Below are 15,302 nucleotides of genomic sequence, written 5' to 3'. Positions count from 1 at the left end.
AAGGTGTTTTACACATCGTTATTCGTCATATAGTGAGGCAAGCCATGGAGATGTTGTCAGGAGCCGAGATGGTCGTCCGATCGCTCATCGATCAGGGCGTTAAGCAGGTATTCGGTTATCCCGGGGGCGCAGTCCTCGATATTTACGATGCGTTGCATACGGTAGGGGGGATCGATCACGTACTTGTTCGTCATGAGCAGGCAGCGGTACATATGGCTGATGGACTGGCGCGCGCGACGGGAGACGTGGGCGTTGTGCTGGTGACGTCGGGGCCAGGAGCCACCAATGCGATTACGGGGATTGCTACCGCCTATATGGATTCTATTCCGCTGGTCATTCTCTCCGGCCAGGTCGCGACTTCGCTGATCGGCTACGATGCCTTCCAGGAGTGTGACATGGTGGGGATCTCGCGGCCGGTGGTGAAACACAGCTTTCTGGTAAAGCAGACGGAAGATATCCCTCAGGTATTGAAAAAGGCCTTCTGGCTGGCGGCAAGCGGTCGTCCTGGTCCGGTAGTGGTCGATTTACCTAAAGACATTTTAAATCCAGCCAAAAAACTCCCTTATTGTTGGCCGGATTCCGTGAGCATGCGCTCTTATAATCCTACGACAACAGGTCATAAAGGGCAGATTAAGCGCGCCCTGCAAACGCTGGTGGCGGCAAAAAAACCGGTACTTTATGTTGGTGGCGGGGCGATAACTGCGGGATGCCACGAGCAGCTGCGGCAAACTATTGAAACGCTCAACCTGCCAGTGGTCTCTTCACTGATGGGGCTGGGCGCGTTTCCGGCGACCCATCGTCAGTCGCTAGGGATGCTGGGGATGCACGGCACCTATGAAGCAAATATGACGATGCACAACGCGGACGTGATTTTTGCCGTCGGGGTGCGTTTTGACGATCGTACGACCAACAATCTGGCAAAGTATTGCCCGAATGCGACGGTGCTGCATATCGATATCGACCCGACATCGATCTCCAAAACGGTGACCGCAGATATTCCGATTGTGGGTGATGCGCAGCAGGTGCTGGAGCAGATGCTGGAATTATTGCCACAAGAATCGCCCCAGCAGCCATTGGATGACATTCGCGACTGGTGGCAGCAGATTGAGCGTTGGCGCGCCCGCCAGTGTCTGAAATATGACTCGCACAGTGAAAGTATCAAACCGCAGGCCGTGATTGAAGCCATCTGGCGCCTGACAAAAGGCGACGCGTATGTTACTTCCGACGTTGGGCAGCATCAGATGTTTGCCGCGCTCTATTATCCCTTTGATAAGCCGCGTCGTTGGATCAACTCCGGCGGCCTGGGGACGATGGGCTTTGGCTTGCCCGCCGCGCTTGGTGTGAAGATGGCTTTGCCAGACGAAACCGTGGTGTGTGTAACGGGGGATGGCAGTATTCAGATGAATATTCAGGAACTGTCGACGGCATTGCAGTACGAGTTGCCGGTGCTGGTACTTAATCTGAACAACCGCTATCTGGGGATGGTGAAACAGTGGCAGGACATGATCTATTCTGGCCGCCATTCACAGTCCTATATGCAGTCGCTACCGGATTTTGTCCGCCTGGCGGAAGCCTACGGACATGTTGGGATCCAGATTACCCGTCCGGATGATCTGGAAAGCAAACTTAGCGAAGCGCTCGGGCATGTGCGGAACAACCGGCTGGTGTTTGTCGATGTCACCGTTGATGGCAGCGAACATGTCTACCCGATGCAGATTCGCGGGGGTGGGATGGACGAAATGTGGTTAAGCAAAACGGAGAGGACCTGATTATGCGCCGGATATTATCAGTATTGCTGGAGAACGAATCCGGGGCGCTGTCGCGCGTGATCGGCCTCTTTTCGCAACGTGGCTATAATATTGAAAGTCTGACCGTGGCGCCGACTGACGATCCTACACTTTCGAGAATGACCATCCAGACCGTTGGTGATGAGAAGGTGCTTGAGCAGATTGAGAAACAGCTGCACAAGCTGGTCGACGTTCTGCGCGTAAGTGAACTGGGTCAGGGGGCGCACGTTGAGCGGGAAATCATGCTGGTGAAGATTCAGGCCAGCGGCTATGGTCGCGAAGAGGTGAAACGCAATACGGAAATTTTCCGTGGGCAGATCATCGATGTCACACCGTCCATCTACACCGTCCAGCTGGCGGGCACCAGCGATAAGCTGGATGCTTTCCTGGCGACATTACGTGAGGTGGCGAAAATCGTTGAGGTTGCGCGTTCCGGCGTCGTCGGACTGTCGCGCGGCGATAAGATCATGCGCTAATCAGAGACATGCTCTTCATTTGCAGGCCCAGCGGAATGCGTTGGGCTTTTTTTTGCGAAATCAGTGGTAACCCAGAATAAAAGCGGTTGCCGCAGTCACTATTCTGCGCTTAGATGTTAAAGAATTTAATCCATGCCGCTGCAATGGTTATGGTTTGTACATTTTACGCAAGGGGCAATTGTGAAACTGGATGAAATCGCTCGGCTGGCGGGTGTATCGCGAACGACTGCAAGCTACGTTATTAACGGAAAAGCAAAGCAATACCGCGTGAGCGACAAGACCGTTGAAAAAGTCATGGCGGTGGTGCGTGAGCACAATTATCACCCAAATGCCGTGGCGGCCGGGCTGCGTGCTGGACGCACACGTTCTATTGGACTGGTGATCCCCGATCTGGAGAACACGAGCTATACCCGTATTGCTAACTATCTGGAACGCCAGGCACGTCAGCGTGGCTATCAGCTGCTGATTGCCTGCTCTGAAGATCAGCCGGATAACGAGATGCGTTGTATTGAGCATCTGCTACAGCGCCAGGTGGATGCCATTATCGTCTCCACGTCATTACCACCAGAACATCCGTTTTACCAACGCTGGGCTAACGGCACCTTCCCCATTGTCGCGCTGGATCGCGCGCTGGATCGTGAGCATTTCACCAGCGTCGTTGGAGCGGATCAGGATGATGCTGAGATGCTGGCGGCAGAGTTACGTAAATTCCCGGCAGAGACGGTGCTCTATCTGGGGGCGCTGCCGGAGCTATCCGTCAGCTTCCTGCGCGAGCAGGGGTTCCGCGCCGCCTGGAAAGACGATCCGCGTGAAGTTCACTATCTGTACGCCAACAGCTATGAGCGTGAAGCCGCGGCCCAGTTGTTTGAAAAATGGCTGGAGACGCATCCGATGCCACAGGCGTTGTTCACCACCTCATTTGCTCTGTTGCAGGGAGTGATGGACGTCACGCTGCGCCGCGACGGAAAACTGCCGTCCGATCTGGCGATCGCCACCTTTGGGGATAATGAGCTTCTCGATTTCCTGCAATGTCCGGTGCTGGCGGTGGCGCAACGTCATCGCGACGTCGCGGAGCGGGTACTGGAGATTGTGCTGGCAAGCCTGGATGAGCCGCGTAAGCCGAAGCCGGGCTTAACGCGTATTAAGCGCAACCTGTATCGTCGTGGCGTACTGAGCCGCAGCTAATCATTTTCTGGCGCCGGGGAGGAATCTCTTCTGGCGCTGCTTAAATTTTTCTCTCCAACAATATCCGCATCATAATTAAGATTATTCCTCATAATTATCTGAATTCCTCTTCAAATATGCTGATTTTAAACCAGGTATCTCCGCCTTCTGGTTATTGAAAAGCCATATTCGCTTTGTTTTGTATTATTTTGTTACATGCCTGGCGGTGAATTGTCGAATTAACAAACACTTTTGGCTTTGCAGTTCCTGGATTGCGTCTGGCTTGTTGGCGCGGGGCGCAGAGAGGGGCTAACAGGGGACTGTTATCCCGAAGCATATTGTCCTAAAATGCCGCTCGCGTCGCAAACTGACACTTTATATTTTCCGCAGATGATATTGAGTCGTTTTAAAACGGTGATGAGTTTTGGGATTTTTTTCTTACAAATATTCATGACGTTAATTTGCTTCGTTCGTTGGACGGAATTTAATCAACGCTGATATTAGCCGTAAACATTGGGTTTTTTGCTCCGGTAAGCATCCTGACTTGCTTGACAAGCTTTTCCTCCGCTCCGTAAACTCCTTTAAGTGGGAATTTGTGGGGCAAAGTGGTGATAAGGGGTGAGGCTGGCATGTTCCGGGGAGCAACGTTAGTCAATCTCGACAGTAAAGGGCGCCTGGCGGTGCCAACCCGATATCGGGATCAACTGATCGAGAACGCTGCCGGTCAAATGGTATGTACCATTGACATTCATCACCCGTGCCTGCTGCTTTACCCCCTGCCTGAATGGGAAATTATCGAGCAAAAATTATCGCGTCTGTCGAGCATGAACCCGTTGGAGCGCCGCGTGCAGCGCTTGCTGTTGGGGCATGCCAGCGAATGTCAGATGGACAGCGCCGGTCGATTGCTGGTCGCGCCGGTTCTGCGGCAGCATGCTGGTCTGACAAAAGAAGTGATGCTGGTTGGGCAGTTCAATAAGTTTGAGCTGTGGGACGAAACGACCTGGTATCAACAGGTCAGGGAAGATATCGACGCTGAGCAGTCCGTTACCGAAACTCTGTCGGAACGCCTGCAGGACTTGTCTCTATAAGATGATGGAAAATTATAAACACACCACGGTGCTGCTGGACGAGGCCGTAAACGGTCTGAACATTCGCCCTGACGGCATCTACATTGATGGGACCTTTGGTCGCGGTGGTCACTCACGTCTGATCCTCTCGCAGCTCGGCGAAGAGGGACGTCTGCTGGCGATCGATCGCGATCCGCAGGCGATTGCCGTTGCGCAGTCCATTAATGACCCTCGCTTCTCCATCATTCATGGACCCTTTTCCGCGCTGGCTGAATATGTAAGCGAGCGCGAACTTACCGGGAAGATCGACGGGATTCTTCTCGATCTTGGCGTCTCTTCCCCGCAGCTTGATGACGCCGGGCGCGGTTTTTCCTTTATGCGTGACGGTCCACTGGACATGCGCATGGATCCAACGCGCGGTCAGTCAGCGGCCGAGTGGCTGCAAACAGCGGAAGAAGCTGATATTGCGTGGGTGCTGAAGACCTTTGGCGAAGAGCGTTTTGCCAAACGTATTGCTCGCGCCATTGTTGAACGCAATCGCGAACAGCCGATGACTCGCACTAAAGAGCTGGCGGACGTGGTAGTGACAGCCACACCGATAAAAGACAAATTCAAACATCCCGCGACCCGTACCTTCCAGGCGGTGCGCATTTGGGTGAACAGTGAACTGGAGGAGATAGAGCAGGCGCTAAAAAGCTCGCTCAGCGTGCTGGCCCCGGGGGGGCGGCTTTCGATTATCAGTTTCCACTCGCTGGAAGACCGCATTGTGAAGCGTTTTATGCGTGAACAGAGCCGCGGTCCGCAGGTTCCGGCGGGATTACCGATGACCGAAGAGCAGCTCAAAAAACTGGGCGGCCGTGAGTTACGAGCACTAGGCAAGTTAATGCCGGGTGAAGAAGAGATCGCTGAGAATCCTCGTGCCCGTAGTTCAGTTCTGCGTATTGCAGAGAGGACGAACGCATGATCAGCAGAGTGACAGAAGCCCTAAGCAAAGTTAAAGGATCGATAGGAAGCAACGAGCGCCATGCCTTGCCTGGCGTGATCGGTGACGATCTTTTGCGGTTTGGGAAGCTGCCACTCTGTCTGTTCATTTGCATCATTTTGACGGCGATAACCGTGGTGACCACTGCGCACCATACACGCCTGTTGACCGCACAGCGTGAACAGCTGGTTCTGGAACGTGACGCGCTGGACATTGAGTGGCGCAATCTGATCCTTGAGGAGAATGCGCTTGGCGATCATAGCCGGGTGGAACGGATCGCAACGGATAAGCTGCAAATGCAGCATGTTGATCCCTCACAAGAAAATATCGTAGTGCAAAAATAAGGATAAACGCGACGCATGAAAGCAGCGGCAAAAACGCTATATGCAGAATCATTCAAGGTGCATCAAGGCGGCAGGCACGTGAATCCTCAGGAGCTTACTCAGGTAAGTGGCTGGGGTAGTTGCGTGCAGTCACCGCAGAGGCAACTTGAAGGATGAAGCCTGTAAAACCAAAACGCCAGGAAGAACAGACCAACTTTATCAGTTGGCGTTTTGCGTTGCTGTGCGGCTGTATTTTACTGGCGATGGGGTTCCTGCTTGGGCGTGTGGCCTGGCTGCAAATCATCGCGCCGGATATGCTGGTACGTCAGGGCGATATGCGCTCTTTACGCGTACAGGAAGTGGCGACCTCTCGCGGGATGATCACCGATCGTTCCGGGCGTCCGCTGGCGGTGAGCGTGCCGGTAAAAGCGATTTGGGCTGACCCGAAAGAGGTGCATGATGCAGGCGGTATCAGCGTGGACGATCGCTGGAAGGCTCTGTCCACGGCGCTGAATATCCCGCTGGATCAGCTTTCAGCAAGAATCAATTCCAACCCGAAAGGGCGTTTTATCTATCTGGCGCGTCAGCTTAACCCTGACATGGCTGATTACATTAAAAAACTGAAGCTGCCGGGGATTCATCTGCGCGAAGAATCGCGTCGTTACTATCCTTCCGGGGAAGTGACCGCTCACCTCATCGGATTTACTAACGTCGACAGTCAGGGCATTGAAGGCGTTGAGAAGAGCTTTGATAAATGGCTCACCGGGCAACCGGGTGAGCGTATTGTGCGTAAAGACCGCTATGGCCGCGTGATTGAGGATATCTCGTCCACTGACAGCCAGGCGGCGCATAACCTGACTTTGAGTATTGACGAGCGCTTGCAAGCGCTGGTCTACCGTGAACTGAATAACGCCGTGGCGTTCAACAAAGCGGAGTCGGGCAGCGCGGTGCTGGTGGACGTGAGCACTGGTGAAGTGCTGGCGATGGCGAACAGCCCATCCTACAACCCGAACAACCTCAGCGGCACGCCGAAAGATGCAATGCGTAACCGTACCATTACCGACGTTTTCGAGCCGGGCTCTACCGTCAAACCGATGGTGGTCATGACCGCGCTACAGCGTGGCGTGGTGCGCGAAAATACCGTACTCAACACCATTCCTTATCGAATTAACGGCCATGAAATCAAAGATGTGGCGCGCTACAGCGAATTAACCCTGACCGGGGTTTTACAGAAGTCGAGTAACGTCGGTGTTTCTAAGCTGGCGTTAGCGATGCCGTCCTCAGCGTTAGTAGATACTTACTCTCGTTTTGGGCTGGGAAAGGCGACCAATTTGGGGTTGGTCGGAGAACGCAGTGGCTTATATCCTCAAAAACAACGGTGGTCTGACATAGAGAGGGCCACCTTCTCTTTCGGCTACGGGCTAATGGTAACCCCGTTACAGTTAGCGCGAGTCTACGCAACGATTGGCAGCTATGGCGTATATCGTCCGCTGTCGATTACTAAAGTTGATCCACCGGTCCCTGGCGAACGTATCTTCCCGGAAGCGACCGTTCGTACCGTTGTCCACATGATGGAAAGCGTGGCGCTGCCCGGCGGGGGCGGCGTGAAAGCGGCTATCAAAGGCTATCGCATCGCGATTAAAACCGGTACGGCGAAGAAAGTGGGGCCAGATGGCCGCTACATCAACAAATACATTGCTTATACCGCAGGCGTTGCACCTGCGAGTCAGCCGCGCTTCGCGCTGGTTGTTGTTATCAACGATCCGCAGGCGGGTAAATACTACGGCGGCGCCGTTTCAGCGCCGGTCTTTGGTGCCATCATGGGGGGCGTGCTGCGCACCATGAACATCGAGCCGGACGCGCTGGCAACGGGCGAAAAAAGTGAATTCGTAATTAATCGAGGCGAGGGAACAGGTGGCAGATCGTAATTTGCGCGACCTTCTTGCTCCGTGGGTAGCGGGACTACCTGCGAGAGAACTGCGAGAGATGACACTCGACAGCCGTGTGGCTGCGTCGGGCGATCTTTTTGTCGCAGTGGTTGGTCATCAGGCGGACGGGCGTCGATATATCCCGCAGGCGATAGCGCAAGGTGTGGCTGCCATTATTGCAGAGGCTAAAGATGAGGCGACCGACGGTGAAGTCCGTGAAATGCACGGCGTACCGGTCATCTACCTGAGCCAGCTCAACGAGCGTTTATCTGCACTGGCGGGCCGCTTTTACCACGAGCCATCTGAAAAAATGCGTCTGGTGGCGGTGACCGGTACCAACGGTAAGACCACCACCTCGCAGCTGCTGGCCCAATGGAGCCAACTGCTCGGCGAAACCAGCGCGGTGATGGGTACGGTAGGCAACGGTCTGCTGGGCAAAGCGATCCCGACGGAAAACACGACTGGCTCGGCCGTTGACGTTCAGCATGTGCTGGCGGGACTGGCAGCGCAAGGCGCTACCTTTGGCGCGATGGAAGTCTCTTCCCACGGTCTGGTACAGCATCGTGTGGCGGCCCTGAAGTTTGCAGCCTCCGTGTTTACCAATTTAAGCCGTGACCATCTCGATTACCACGGTGATATGGCGCAGTACGAAGCGGCAAAATGGCTGTTGTACTCCACGCACCACTGCGGCCAGGCCATCGTCAATGCGGATGATGAAGTCGGTCGTCGCTGGCTCGCTAAGCTGCCGGATGCGGTTGCGGTATCGATGGAAGGCAATATTAACCCTGGCTGCCACGGCCGCTGGCTGAAGGCGGTTGAGGTGAACTATCACGACAGCGGCGCGACTATTCGCTTCTCTTCAGGCTGGGGCGAAGGTGAAATTGAAAGTCGTCTTATGGGCGCATTTAACGTCAGCAATCTACTCCTGGCTCTGGCGACGCTGCTGGCGCTGGGCTATCCGTTGGCGGATCTGCTGAAAACCGCGGCGCGTCTGCAACCGGTTTGTGGTCGTATGGAAGTCTTTAGCGCGCCGGGTAAACCGACTGTGGTGGTGGATTATGCTCACACGCCGGATGCGCTGGAAAAAGCGTTGCAGGCTGCGCGGCTGCACTGTTCCGGTCAACTGTGGTGTGTCTTTGGCTGCGGCGGCGATCGTGACAAAGGCAAACGTCCGCTGATGGGGGCGATTGCCGAGCAATTTGCCGATGTTGCGGTGGTCACTGATGATAATCCGCGCACCGAAGAACCCCGCGCCATCATCGACGATATCCTGGCAGGAATGCTGGATGCCGGCAGGGCAAAAGTGATGGAAGGGCGCGCCGAAGCGGTAACCTGCGCCATTATGCAGGCCAAAGAAAACGATGTCGTGCTGGTTGCCGGGAAAGGTCATGAAGATTATCAGATTGTCGGCACTCAGCGTCTCGACTATTCCGATCGGGTCACGGCTGCGCGTCTGCTGGGGGTTATCGCATGATTAGCGTAACTCTCAGCCAACTTGCCGGGATCCTGAATGGCGAGCTGAAAGGCGGCGATCTGACTCTGGACGCCGTGACGACCGATACGCGTAAACTAACGCCGGGCTGCCTGTTTGTGGCGCTGAAAGGTGAGCGCTTCGACGCCCACGATTTTGCTGATAAGGCAAAAGAGGGGGGAGCAGGTGCGCTGTTGGTCAGTCGTCCGCTGGATATCGATCTGCCGCAACTGATTGTGAAAGATACACGCCTCGCGTTTGGCGAACTGGCGGCGTGGGTTCGCGCTCAGGTTCCGGCGCGCGTTGTAGCGTTAACCGGTTCTTCCGGTAAAACATCCGTCAAAGAGATGACGGCGGCGATTCTGAGCCAGTGCGGCAACACCTTATATACCGCTGGCAACCTGAATAACGACATCGGCGTGCCAATGACGCTGCTGCGTTTAACCCACGATTATGACTATGCCGTCATTGAATTAGGCGCCAATCACCAGGGCGAAATTGCCTGGACAGTCAGCCTGACGCGTCCTGAAGCGGCACTGGTCAATAACCTGGCCGCTGCCCATCTGGAAGGGTTCGGATCGCTGGCTGGCGTGGCGAAAGCGAAAGGTGAAATCTTTACCGGTCTTCCGGTGAACGGTATCGCCATCATGAACGCTGATAATAATGACTGGCTGAACTGGCAGAGCATCATTGGCGATCGCAAAGTCTGGCGCTTCTCGCCGAATGCCGCCAACAGCGATTTCACGGCGACCAGCATCCACGTGACATCGCATGGTACTGAGTTTTCGCTGCAAACCCCAACGGGCAGCATTGATGTGCTGCTGCCGTTGCCGGGGCGTCATAATATCGCAAACGCGCTGGCGGCAGCTGCGCTGTCGATGGCGGTAGGGGCCCCCCTTGAAGCGATCAAAACCGGTCTGGCGAACTTAAAAGCGGTACCGGGGCGTCTTTTCCCGATTCAGTTAGGTGAAAACCAGCTGCTGCTGGATGACTCCTATAACGCCAATGTCGGTTCGATGACCGCCGCAGTACAGGTGCTCTCTGAGCTGCCGGGTTACCGGGTGCTGGTTGTCGGCGATATGGCGGAACTGGGGGCGGAAAGTGACGCCTGCCACGTTCAGGTGGGCATTGCTGCGAAAGCGGCGGGTATCGACAGCGTGCTGAGTACAGGGAAACTGAGCCAGGCTATCAGCGATGCCAGCGGCGTGGGCGAGCATTTTGCGGATAAATTCGCGCTGATCGCACGTCTTAAGGCGCTGATCGTAGAGCAGCAGATGATTACCATTTTAGTGAAGGGTTCACGTAGTGCCGCCATGGAAGAGGTAGTACGCGCATTACAGGAGAATGGAACATGTTAGTTTGGCTGGCCGAACATTTGGTCAAATATTATTCCGGCTTTAACGTCTTTTCCTATCTGACGTTTCGCGCCATCGTCAGCCTGCTGACCGCGCTGTTCATCTCTTTATGGATGGGCCCGCGCATGATCGCCCGTCTGCAAAAATTGTCATTTGGTCAGGTCGTGCGTAACGACGGCCCGGAATCACACTTCAGTAAACGCGGTACGCCGACGATGGGCGGCATTATGATTCTCACGGCGATTGTTATCTCCGTTCTGCTGTGGGCCTATCCATCGAATCCCTACGTCTGGTGCGTGCTGGTGGTGCTGGTAGGCTACGGCATCATCGGCTTTGTTGATGACTATCGCAAAGTTGTGCGTAAAGACACCCGGGGCCTTATTGCCCGCTGGAAATATTTCTGGATGTCGGTGATTGCGCTGGGGGTGGCGTTCGCGCTGTATCTGGCGGGTAAAGATACGCCAGCGACCGAGCTGGTGGTGCCGTTCTTTAAAGACGTGATGCCGCAGCTGGGGCTGTTCTACGTTTTACTGGCTTATTTCGTTATTGTCGGCACCGGCAATGCGGTCAACCTGACCGATGGTCTGGACGGACTGGCGATTATGCCAACCGTATTTGTTGCCGCAGGTTTTGCGCTGGTGGCGTGGGCAACCGGTAACATGAATTTTGCGAACTACCTGCACATTCCGTATTTACGTCATGCGGGTGAACTGGTGATCGTCTGTACGGCGATTGTTGGCGCGGGTTTAGGCTTCCTGTGGTTTAACACCTATCCGGCACAGGTCTTTATGGGCGATGTCGGTTCTCTGGCGCTGGGCGGCGCGCTGGGCGTCATTGCCGTACTGCTGCGTCAGGAGTTCCTGCTGGTGATCATGGGCGGCGTATTTGTGGTGGAAACCCTGTCGGTGATTCTGCAGGTAGGCTCCTTCAAACTGCGCGGACAGCGTATCTTCCGCATGGCGCCGATTCACCACCACTATGAACTGAAAGGCTGGCCGGAACCGCGCGTCATCGTGCGCTTCTGGATTATTTCGCTGATGCTGGTGCTGATTGGCCTGGCAACGCTGAAGGTACGTTAATCATGGCTGATTACCAGGGTAAAAACATCGTCATTATTGGTCTGGGTTTAACCGGGCTTTCTTGCGTGGACTTTTTCCTGGCTCGCGGCGTTACCCCTCGTGTGATGGATACCCGTGCGACGCCGCCGGGGCTGGATAAATTACCGGAAGCCGTTGAGCGTCACGCTGGGAGCCTGAATGATGACTGGCTGCTGGCGGCTGATCTGATCGTTGCCAGTCCAGGGATTGCCCTGGCGCATCCTGCGTTAAGCGCAGCCGCTGACGCGGGGATCGAGATTGTTGGCGACATAGAGCTATTTTGCCGTGAAGCGCAGGCACCAGTTGTGGCGATCACCGGATCTAACGGTAAAAGCACCGTGACTACCCTGGTCGGCGAGATGGCGAAAGCGGCAGGCGTAAACGTCGGCGTTGGCGGCAATATTGGTCTGCCGGCCCTGATGCTGCTGGACGCCGAGCGTGAGCTATATGTGCTTGAATTGTCCAGCTTTCAGCTGGAGACCACCTCCAGCCTGCAGGCGGCTGCGGCAACGATTCTCAACGTCACTGAAGATCATATGGACCGATATCCGTTTGGTCTGCAGCAGTATCGCGCGGCGAAGCTGCGGGTCTACGAGAATGCGAAGGTGTGCGTGGTCAATGCGGATGATGCGTTAACCATGCCAGTGCGCGGCGCCGATGAGCGTTGCGTCAGCTTTGGCGTCAATATGGGTGACTATCATCTCAATCGCCAGCAGGGCGAAACCTGGCTGCGGGTGAAGGGTGAGAAAGTGCTGAACGTGAAAGAGATGAAACTCTCCGGGCAGCATAACTACACCAATGCGTTAGCGGCCCTGGCGCTGGCTGATGCCGTTGGGTTACCGCGAGCCACCAGCCTGAAAGCGTTGACCACCTTTACCGGTCTGGCGCACCGCTTCCAGCTGGCGCTGGATCATAACGGCGTGCGCTGGATTAACGATTCGAAAGCAACCAACGTCGGCAGCACCGAAGCCGCGCTGAACGGTCTGCACGTTGATGGCACGCTGCATCTGCTTTTGGGCGGCGACGGCAAGTCTGCGGATTTTTCCTCACTGACCCGCTATCTGACCGGCGATCGCGTGCGCTTGTACTGCTTTGGACGTGATGGCGCGCAGCTGGCGGCGCTGCGTCCGGATATCGCGCAACAAACTGAGACGATGGAAGAGGCGATGCGTCTGCTCGCGCCGCACGTTAAGCCAGGCGATATGGTGCTGCTGTCTCCGGCCTGTGCCAGCCTCGATCAGTTTAAGAATTTTGAGCAACGGGGTGATGTCTTTACCCGACTGGCGAAGGAGTTGGGTTGATGCGTTTATCTCTCCCTCGCCTGAGAATGCCGCGCCTGCCAGGATTTGGCATCCTGGGATGGATCTTTGCGGCGCTAAAAGGCTGGGTGATGGCCTCGCGGGAAAAAGATACCGACAGCCTGATCATGTACGATCGCACACTGCTGTGGCTGACTTTCGGCCTTGCGGCGATCGGTTTTGTCATGGTGACGTCGGCATCAATGCCGGTCGGGCAGCGTCTGGCGGGCGATCCGTTTCTGTTTGCCAAGCGTGATGCGCTCTATATTTTCCTGGCGTTTTGTCTGGCGATGATCACGCTGCGTTTACCGATGGAGTTCTGGCAGAAGTACAGCACCACGATGTTGATCTCCTCGATCATTATGCTGCTGATTGTACTGGTGGTTGGTAGCGCAGTTAACGGGGCATCGCGCTGGATTGCGCTGGGGCCGCTGCGTATTCAGCCTGCGGAATTTACCAAGCTGTCGCTGTTCTGCTACCTCGCCAACTATCTGGTGCGGAAGGTGGATGAGGTGCGTAACAACCTGCGCGGCTTCTTAAAACCGATGGGTGTGATCCTGGTGCTGGCTATCCTGCTGCTGGCGCAGCCTGACCTCGGTACGGTGGTTGTGCTGTTTGTGACCACGCTGGCGATGCTGTTTCTCGCCGGAGCGAAACTGTGGCAGTTCATTGCCATTATCGGTATGGGGATTTCTGCGGTGGTGCTGCTGATCCTTGCAGAACCGTATCGTATTCGTCGTGTGACCTCTTTCTGGAACCCGTGGGAGGATCCGTTCGGCAGCGGCTACCAGTTAACGCAATCGCTGATGGCTTTTGGTCGCGGAGAACTATGGGGGCAAGGCTTAGGCAACTCGGTGCAAAAACTGGAGTATCTGCCGGAAGCGCACACTGACTTTATCTTCGCCATTATTGGGGAAGAGCTGGGTTATATCGGTGTGGTACTGGCACTTTTAATGGTATTCTTCGTCGCTTTTCGTGCGATGTCGATTGGTCGTAAGGCGTTGCTGATCGATCACCGTTTTTCCGGTTTTTTAGCCTGTTCTATCGGGATCTGGTTTAGCTTTCAGGCGCTGGTAAACGTCGGTGCGGCAGCAGGTATGCTGCCAACGAAAGGCCTGACGCTGCCGCTGATCAGTTATGGTGGTTCCAGTTTGTTGATCATGTCGACAGCCATCATGTTTTTGTTACGTATTGATTATGAAACGCGTCTGGAAAAAGCGCAGGCGTTTACACGGGGTTCACGATGAGTGGTCAAGGGAAGCGGTTAATGGTGATGGCAGGCGGGACCGGCGGGCATGTGTTCCCGGGACTGGCGGTTGCGCACCATTTAATGGCCCAGGGCTGGGAAGTTCGCTGGTTGGGTACCGCCGATCGTATGGAAGCGGACTTAGTGCCAAAGCATGGCATTGAGATTGACTTTATTCGTATCTCTGGTCTGCGCGGGAAAGGTGTCAAAGCACTGCTGGCCGCGCCGCTGCGCATTTTTAACGCCTGGCGTCAGGCTCGCGCGATTATGAAAGCCTTCAAGCCTGACGTGGTGCTCGGTATGGGCGGCTATGTCTCTGGCCCAGGTGGGCTTGCTGCCTGGTCTTTGGGGATCCCGGTTGTTCTGCACGAGCAGAACGGCATTGCAGGGTTAACAAATAAATGGCTGGCAAAGATCGCCACGAAGGTGATGCAGGCCTTTCCCGGCGCATTCCCGAACGCAGAAGTTGTGGGAAATCCGGTGCGTACTGACGTACTGGCGCTGCCGCTGCCCCAGGCGCGTCTGGCCGGGCGCGAAGGTCCGGTCCGTGTGCTGGTTGTTGGTGGTTCGCAGGGGGCTCGCGTCCTGAATCAGACGCTACCGCAGGTTGCGGAAAAGCTGGGGGATGCGGTGACCATCTGGCATCAGAGCGGCAAAGGCGCGCAGCAGATGGTCGAGCAAGCTTATGCCGACGCAGGGCAACCGCAGCATAAGGTCACTGAGTTTATTGACGATATGGCAGCGGCCTATGCGTGGGCGGATGTGGTCGTCTGCCGTTCCGGTGCACTTACGGTGAGTGAAATCGCCGCAGCGGGGTTACCTGCGCTGTTTGTGCCGTTCCAGCATAAAGACAGGCAGCAGTACTGGAATGCGCTACCGCTGGAGAAAGCGGGCGCAGCCAAAATTTTAGAGCAGCCGCAGTTTACCGTGGATGCTGTCGCTGACACCCTTTCGGGGTGGTCGCGAGAAACCTTATTAACCATGGCAGAACGGGCCCGCGCTGCATCCATTCCGGATGCCACCGAGCGCGTTGCAAATGAAGTGAGCCGGGCTGCCCGGGCGTAATTGTGGCGGTGCCTTACTGCACCGCAGGATATTTTGAAGTTAA

At 55.5% G+C, this 15,302-nt stretch carries 13 protein-coding genes; all 13 read left to right on the top strand.

The annotated features are described in order from the left end of the window. Positions 1-44: 44 nt before the first annotated feature. The 13 genes from ilvI (at position 45) to murG (ending at position 15,259) form a co-directional block, all read left to right on the top strand. The gene (ilvI, locus tag C3432_RS18415; RefSeq protein ID WP_103778009.1) at positions 45-1,769 is read left to right on the top strand and encodes an acetolactate synthase 3 large subunit; all 1,725 of its coding nucleotides are present in this window, start codon (positions 45-47) and stop codon (positions 1,767-1,769) included. 2 nt (positions 1,770-1,771) lie between these two features. Further along, the gene (gene ilvN, locus C3432_RS18410) at positions 1,772-2,263 is read left to right on the top strand and encodes an acetolactate synthase small subunit (RefSeq protein WP_103778008.1); all 492 of its coding nucleotides are present in this window, start codon (positions 1,772-1,774) and stop codon (positions 2,261-2,263) included. A 180-nt stretch (positions 2,264-2,443) separates the two neighbouring features. Beyond that, entirely contained in the window at positions 2,444-3,448 is a 1,005-nt protein-coding gene (cra, locus tag C3432_RS18405; protein WP_103778007.1) for a catabolite repressor/activator, read from the top strand. Between the two features lie 608 nt (positions 3,449-4,056). Next, on the top strand, positions 4,057-4,515 hold the full coding sequence (gene mraZ / locus C3432_RS18400; RefSeq protein WP_103778006.1) for a division/cell wall cluster transcriptional repressor MraZ: 459 nt from the start codon (positions 4,057-4,059) through the stop codon (positions 4,513-4,515). Position 4,516: 1 nt separating this feature from the next. Continuing rightward, positions 4,517-5,458, top strand: a complete 942-nt coding sequence (rsmH, locus tag C3432_RS18395; RefSeq protein WP_103778005.1) for a 16S rRNA (cytosine(1402)-N(4))-methyltransferase RsmH — start codon at positions 4,517-4,519, stop codon at positions 5,456-5,458. Then, positions 5,455-5,820, top strand: coding sequence for a cell division protein FtsL (ftsL, locus tag C3432_RS18390; RefSeq protein ID WP_103778004.1), 366 nt, complete (start codon positions 5,455-5,457; stop codon positions 5,818-5,820). Before rsmH ends, ftsL begins: the two co-directional genes overlap by 4 nt. Positions 5,821-5,972: 152 nt before the next feature. Then, complete coding sequence (gene ftsI / locus C3432_RS18380) at positions 5,973-7,727, top strand: peptidoglycan glycosyltransferase FtsI (protein ID WP_103778002.1); 1,755 nt, start codon at positions 5,973-5,975, stop codon at positions 7,725-7,727. After that, positions 7,714-9,201, top strand: a complete 1,488-nt coding sequence (gene murE, locus C3432_RS18375) for a UDP-N-acetylmuramoyl-L-alanyl-D-glutamate--2,6-diaminopimelate ligase (RefSeq protein ID WP_103778001.1) — start codon at positions 7,714-7,716, stop codon at positions 9,199-9,201. Before ftsI ends, murE begins: the two co-directional genes overlap by 14 nt. Then, positions 9,198-10,556 (top strand): UDP-N-acetylmuramoyl-tripeptide--D-alanyl-D-alanine ligase, encoded by a 1,359-nt coding sequence (gene murF, locus C3432_RS18370; protein WP_103778000.1) that lies wholly within the window; start codon positions 9,198-9,200, stop codon positions 10,554-10,556. The genes murE and murF overlap by 4 nt, the downstream gene beginning before the upstream one ends. Continuing rightward, positions 10,550-11,632, top strand: coding sequence for a phospho-N-acetylmuramoyl-pentapeptide-transferase (gene mraY / locus C3432_RS18365; RefSeq protein ID WP_103777999.1), 1,083 nt, complete (start codon positions 10,550-10,552; stop codon positions 11,630-11,632). Before murF ends, mraY begins: the two co-directional genes overlap by 7 nt. 2 nt (positions 11,633-11,634) lie before the next feature. Next, on the top strand, positions 11,635-12,951 hold the full coding sequence (murD, locus tag C3432_RS18360) for a UDP-N-acetylmuramoyl-L-alanine--D-glutamate ligase (protein WP_103777998.1): 1,317 nt from the start codon (positions 11,635-11,637) through the stop codon (positions 12,949-12,951). Next, entirely contained in the window at positions 12,951-14,195 is a 1,245-nt protein-coding gene (gene ftsW / locus C3432_RS18355; protein ID WP_103777997.1) for a cell division protein FtsW, read from the top strand. The genes murD and ftsW overlap by 1 nt, the downstream gene beginning before the upstream one ends. Beyond that, positions 14,192-15,259 carry an undecaprenyldiphospho-muramoylpentapeptide beta-N-acetylglucosaminyltransferase gene (murG, locus tag C3432_RS18350; protein WP_103777996.1) on the top strand — a complete coding sequence of 356 codons (1,068 nt, stop codon included), beginning with the start codon at positions 14,192-14,194 and terminating at the stop codon, positions 15,257-15,259. The genes ftsW and murG overlap by 4 nt, the downstream gene beginning before the upstream one ends. Positions 15,260-15,302 lie beyond the last annotated feature (43 nt).

Origin of the sequence: Citrobacter amalonaticus (genome assembly GCF_002918555.1) — a bacterium.
GTDB lineage: Bacteria > Pseudomonadota > Gammaproteobacteria > Enterobacterales > Enterobacteriaceae > Citrobacter_C > Citrobacter_C amalonaticus_A.
This window is presented reverse-complemented; position numbering and strand designations above follow the sequence as displayed.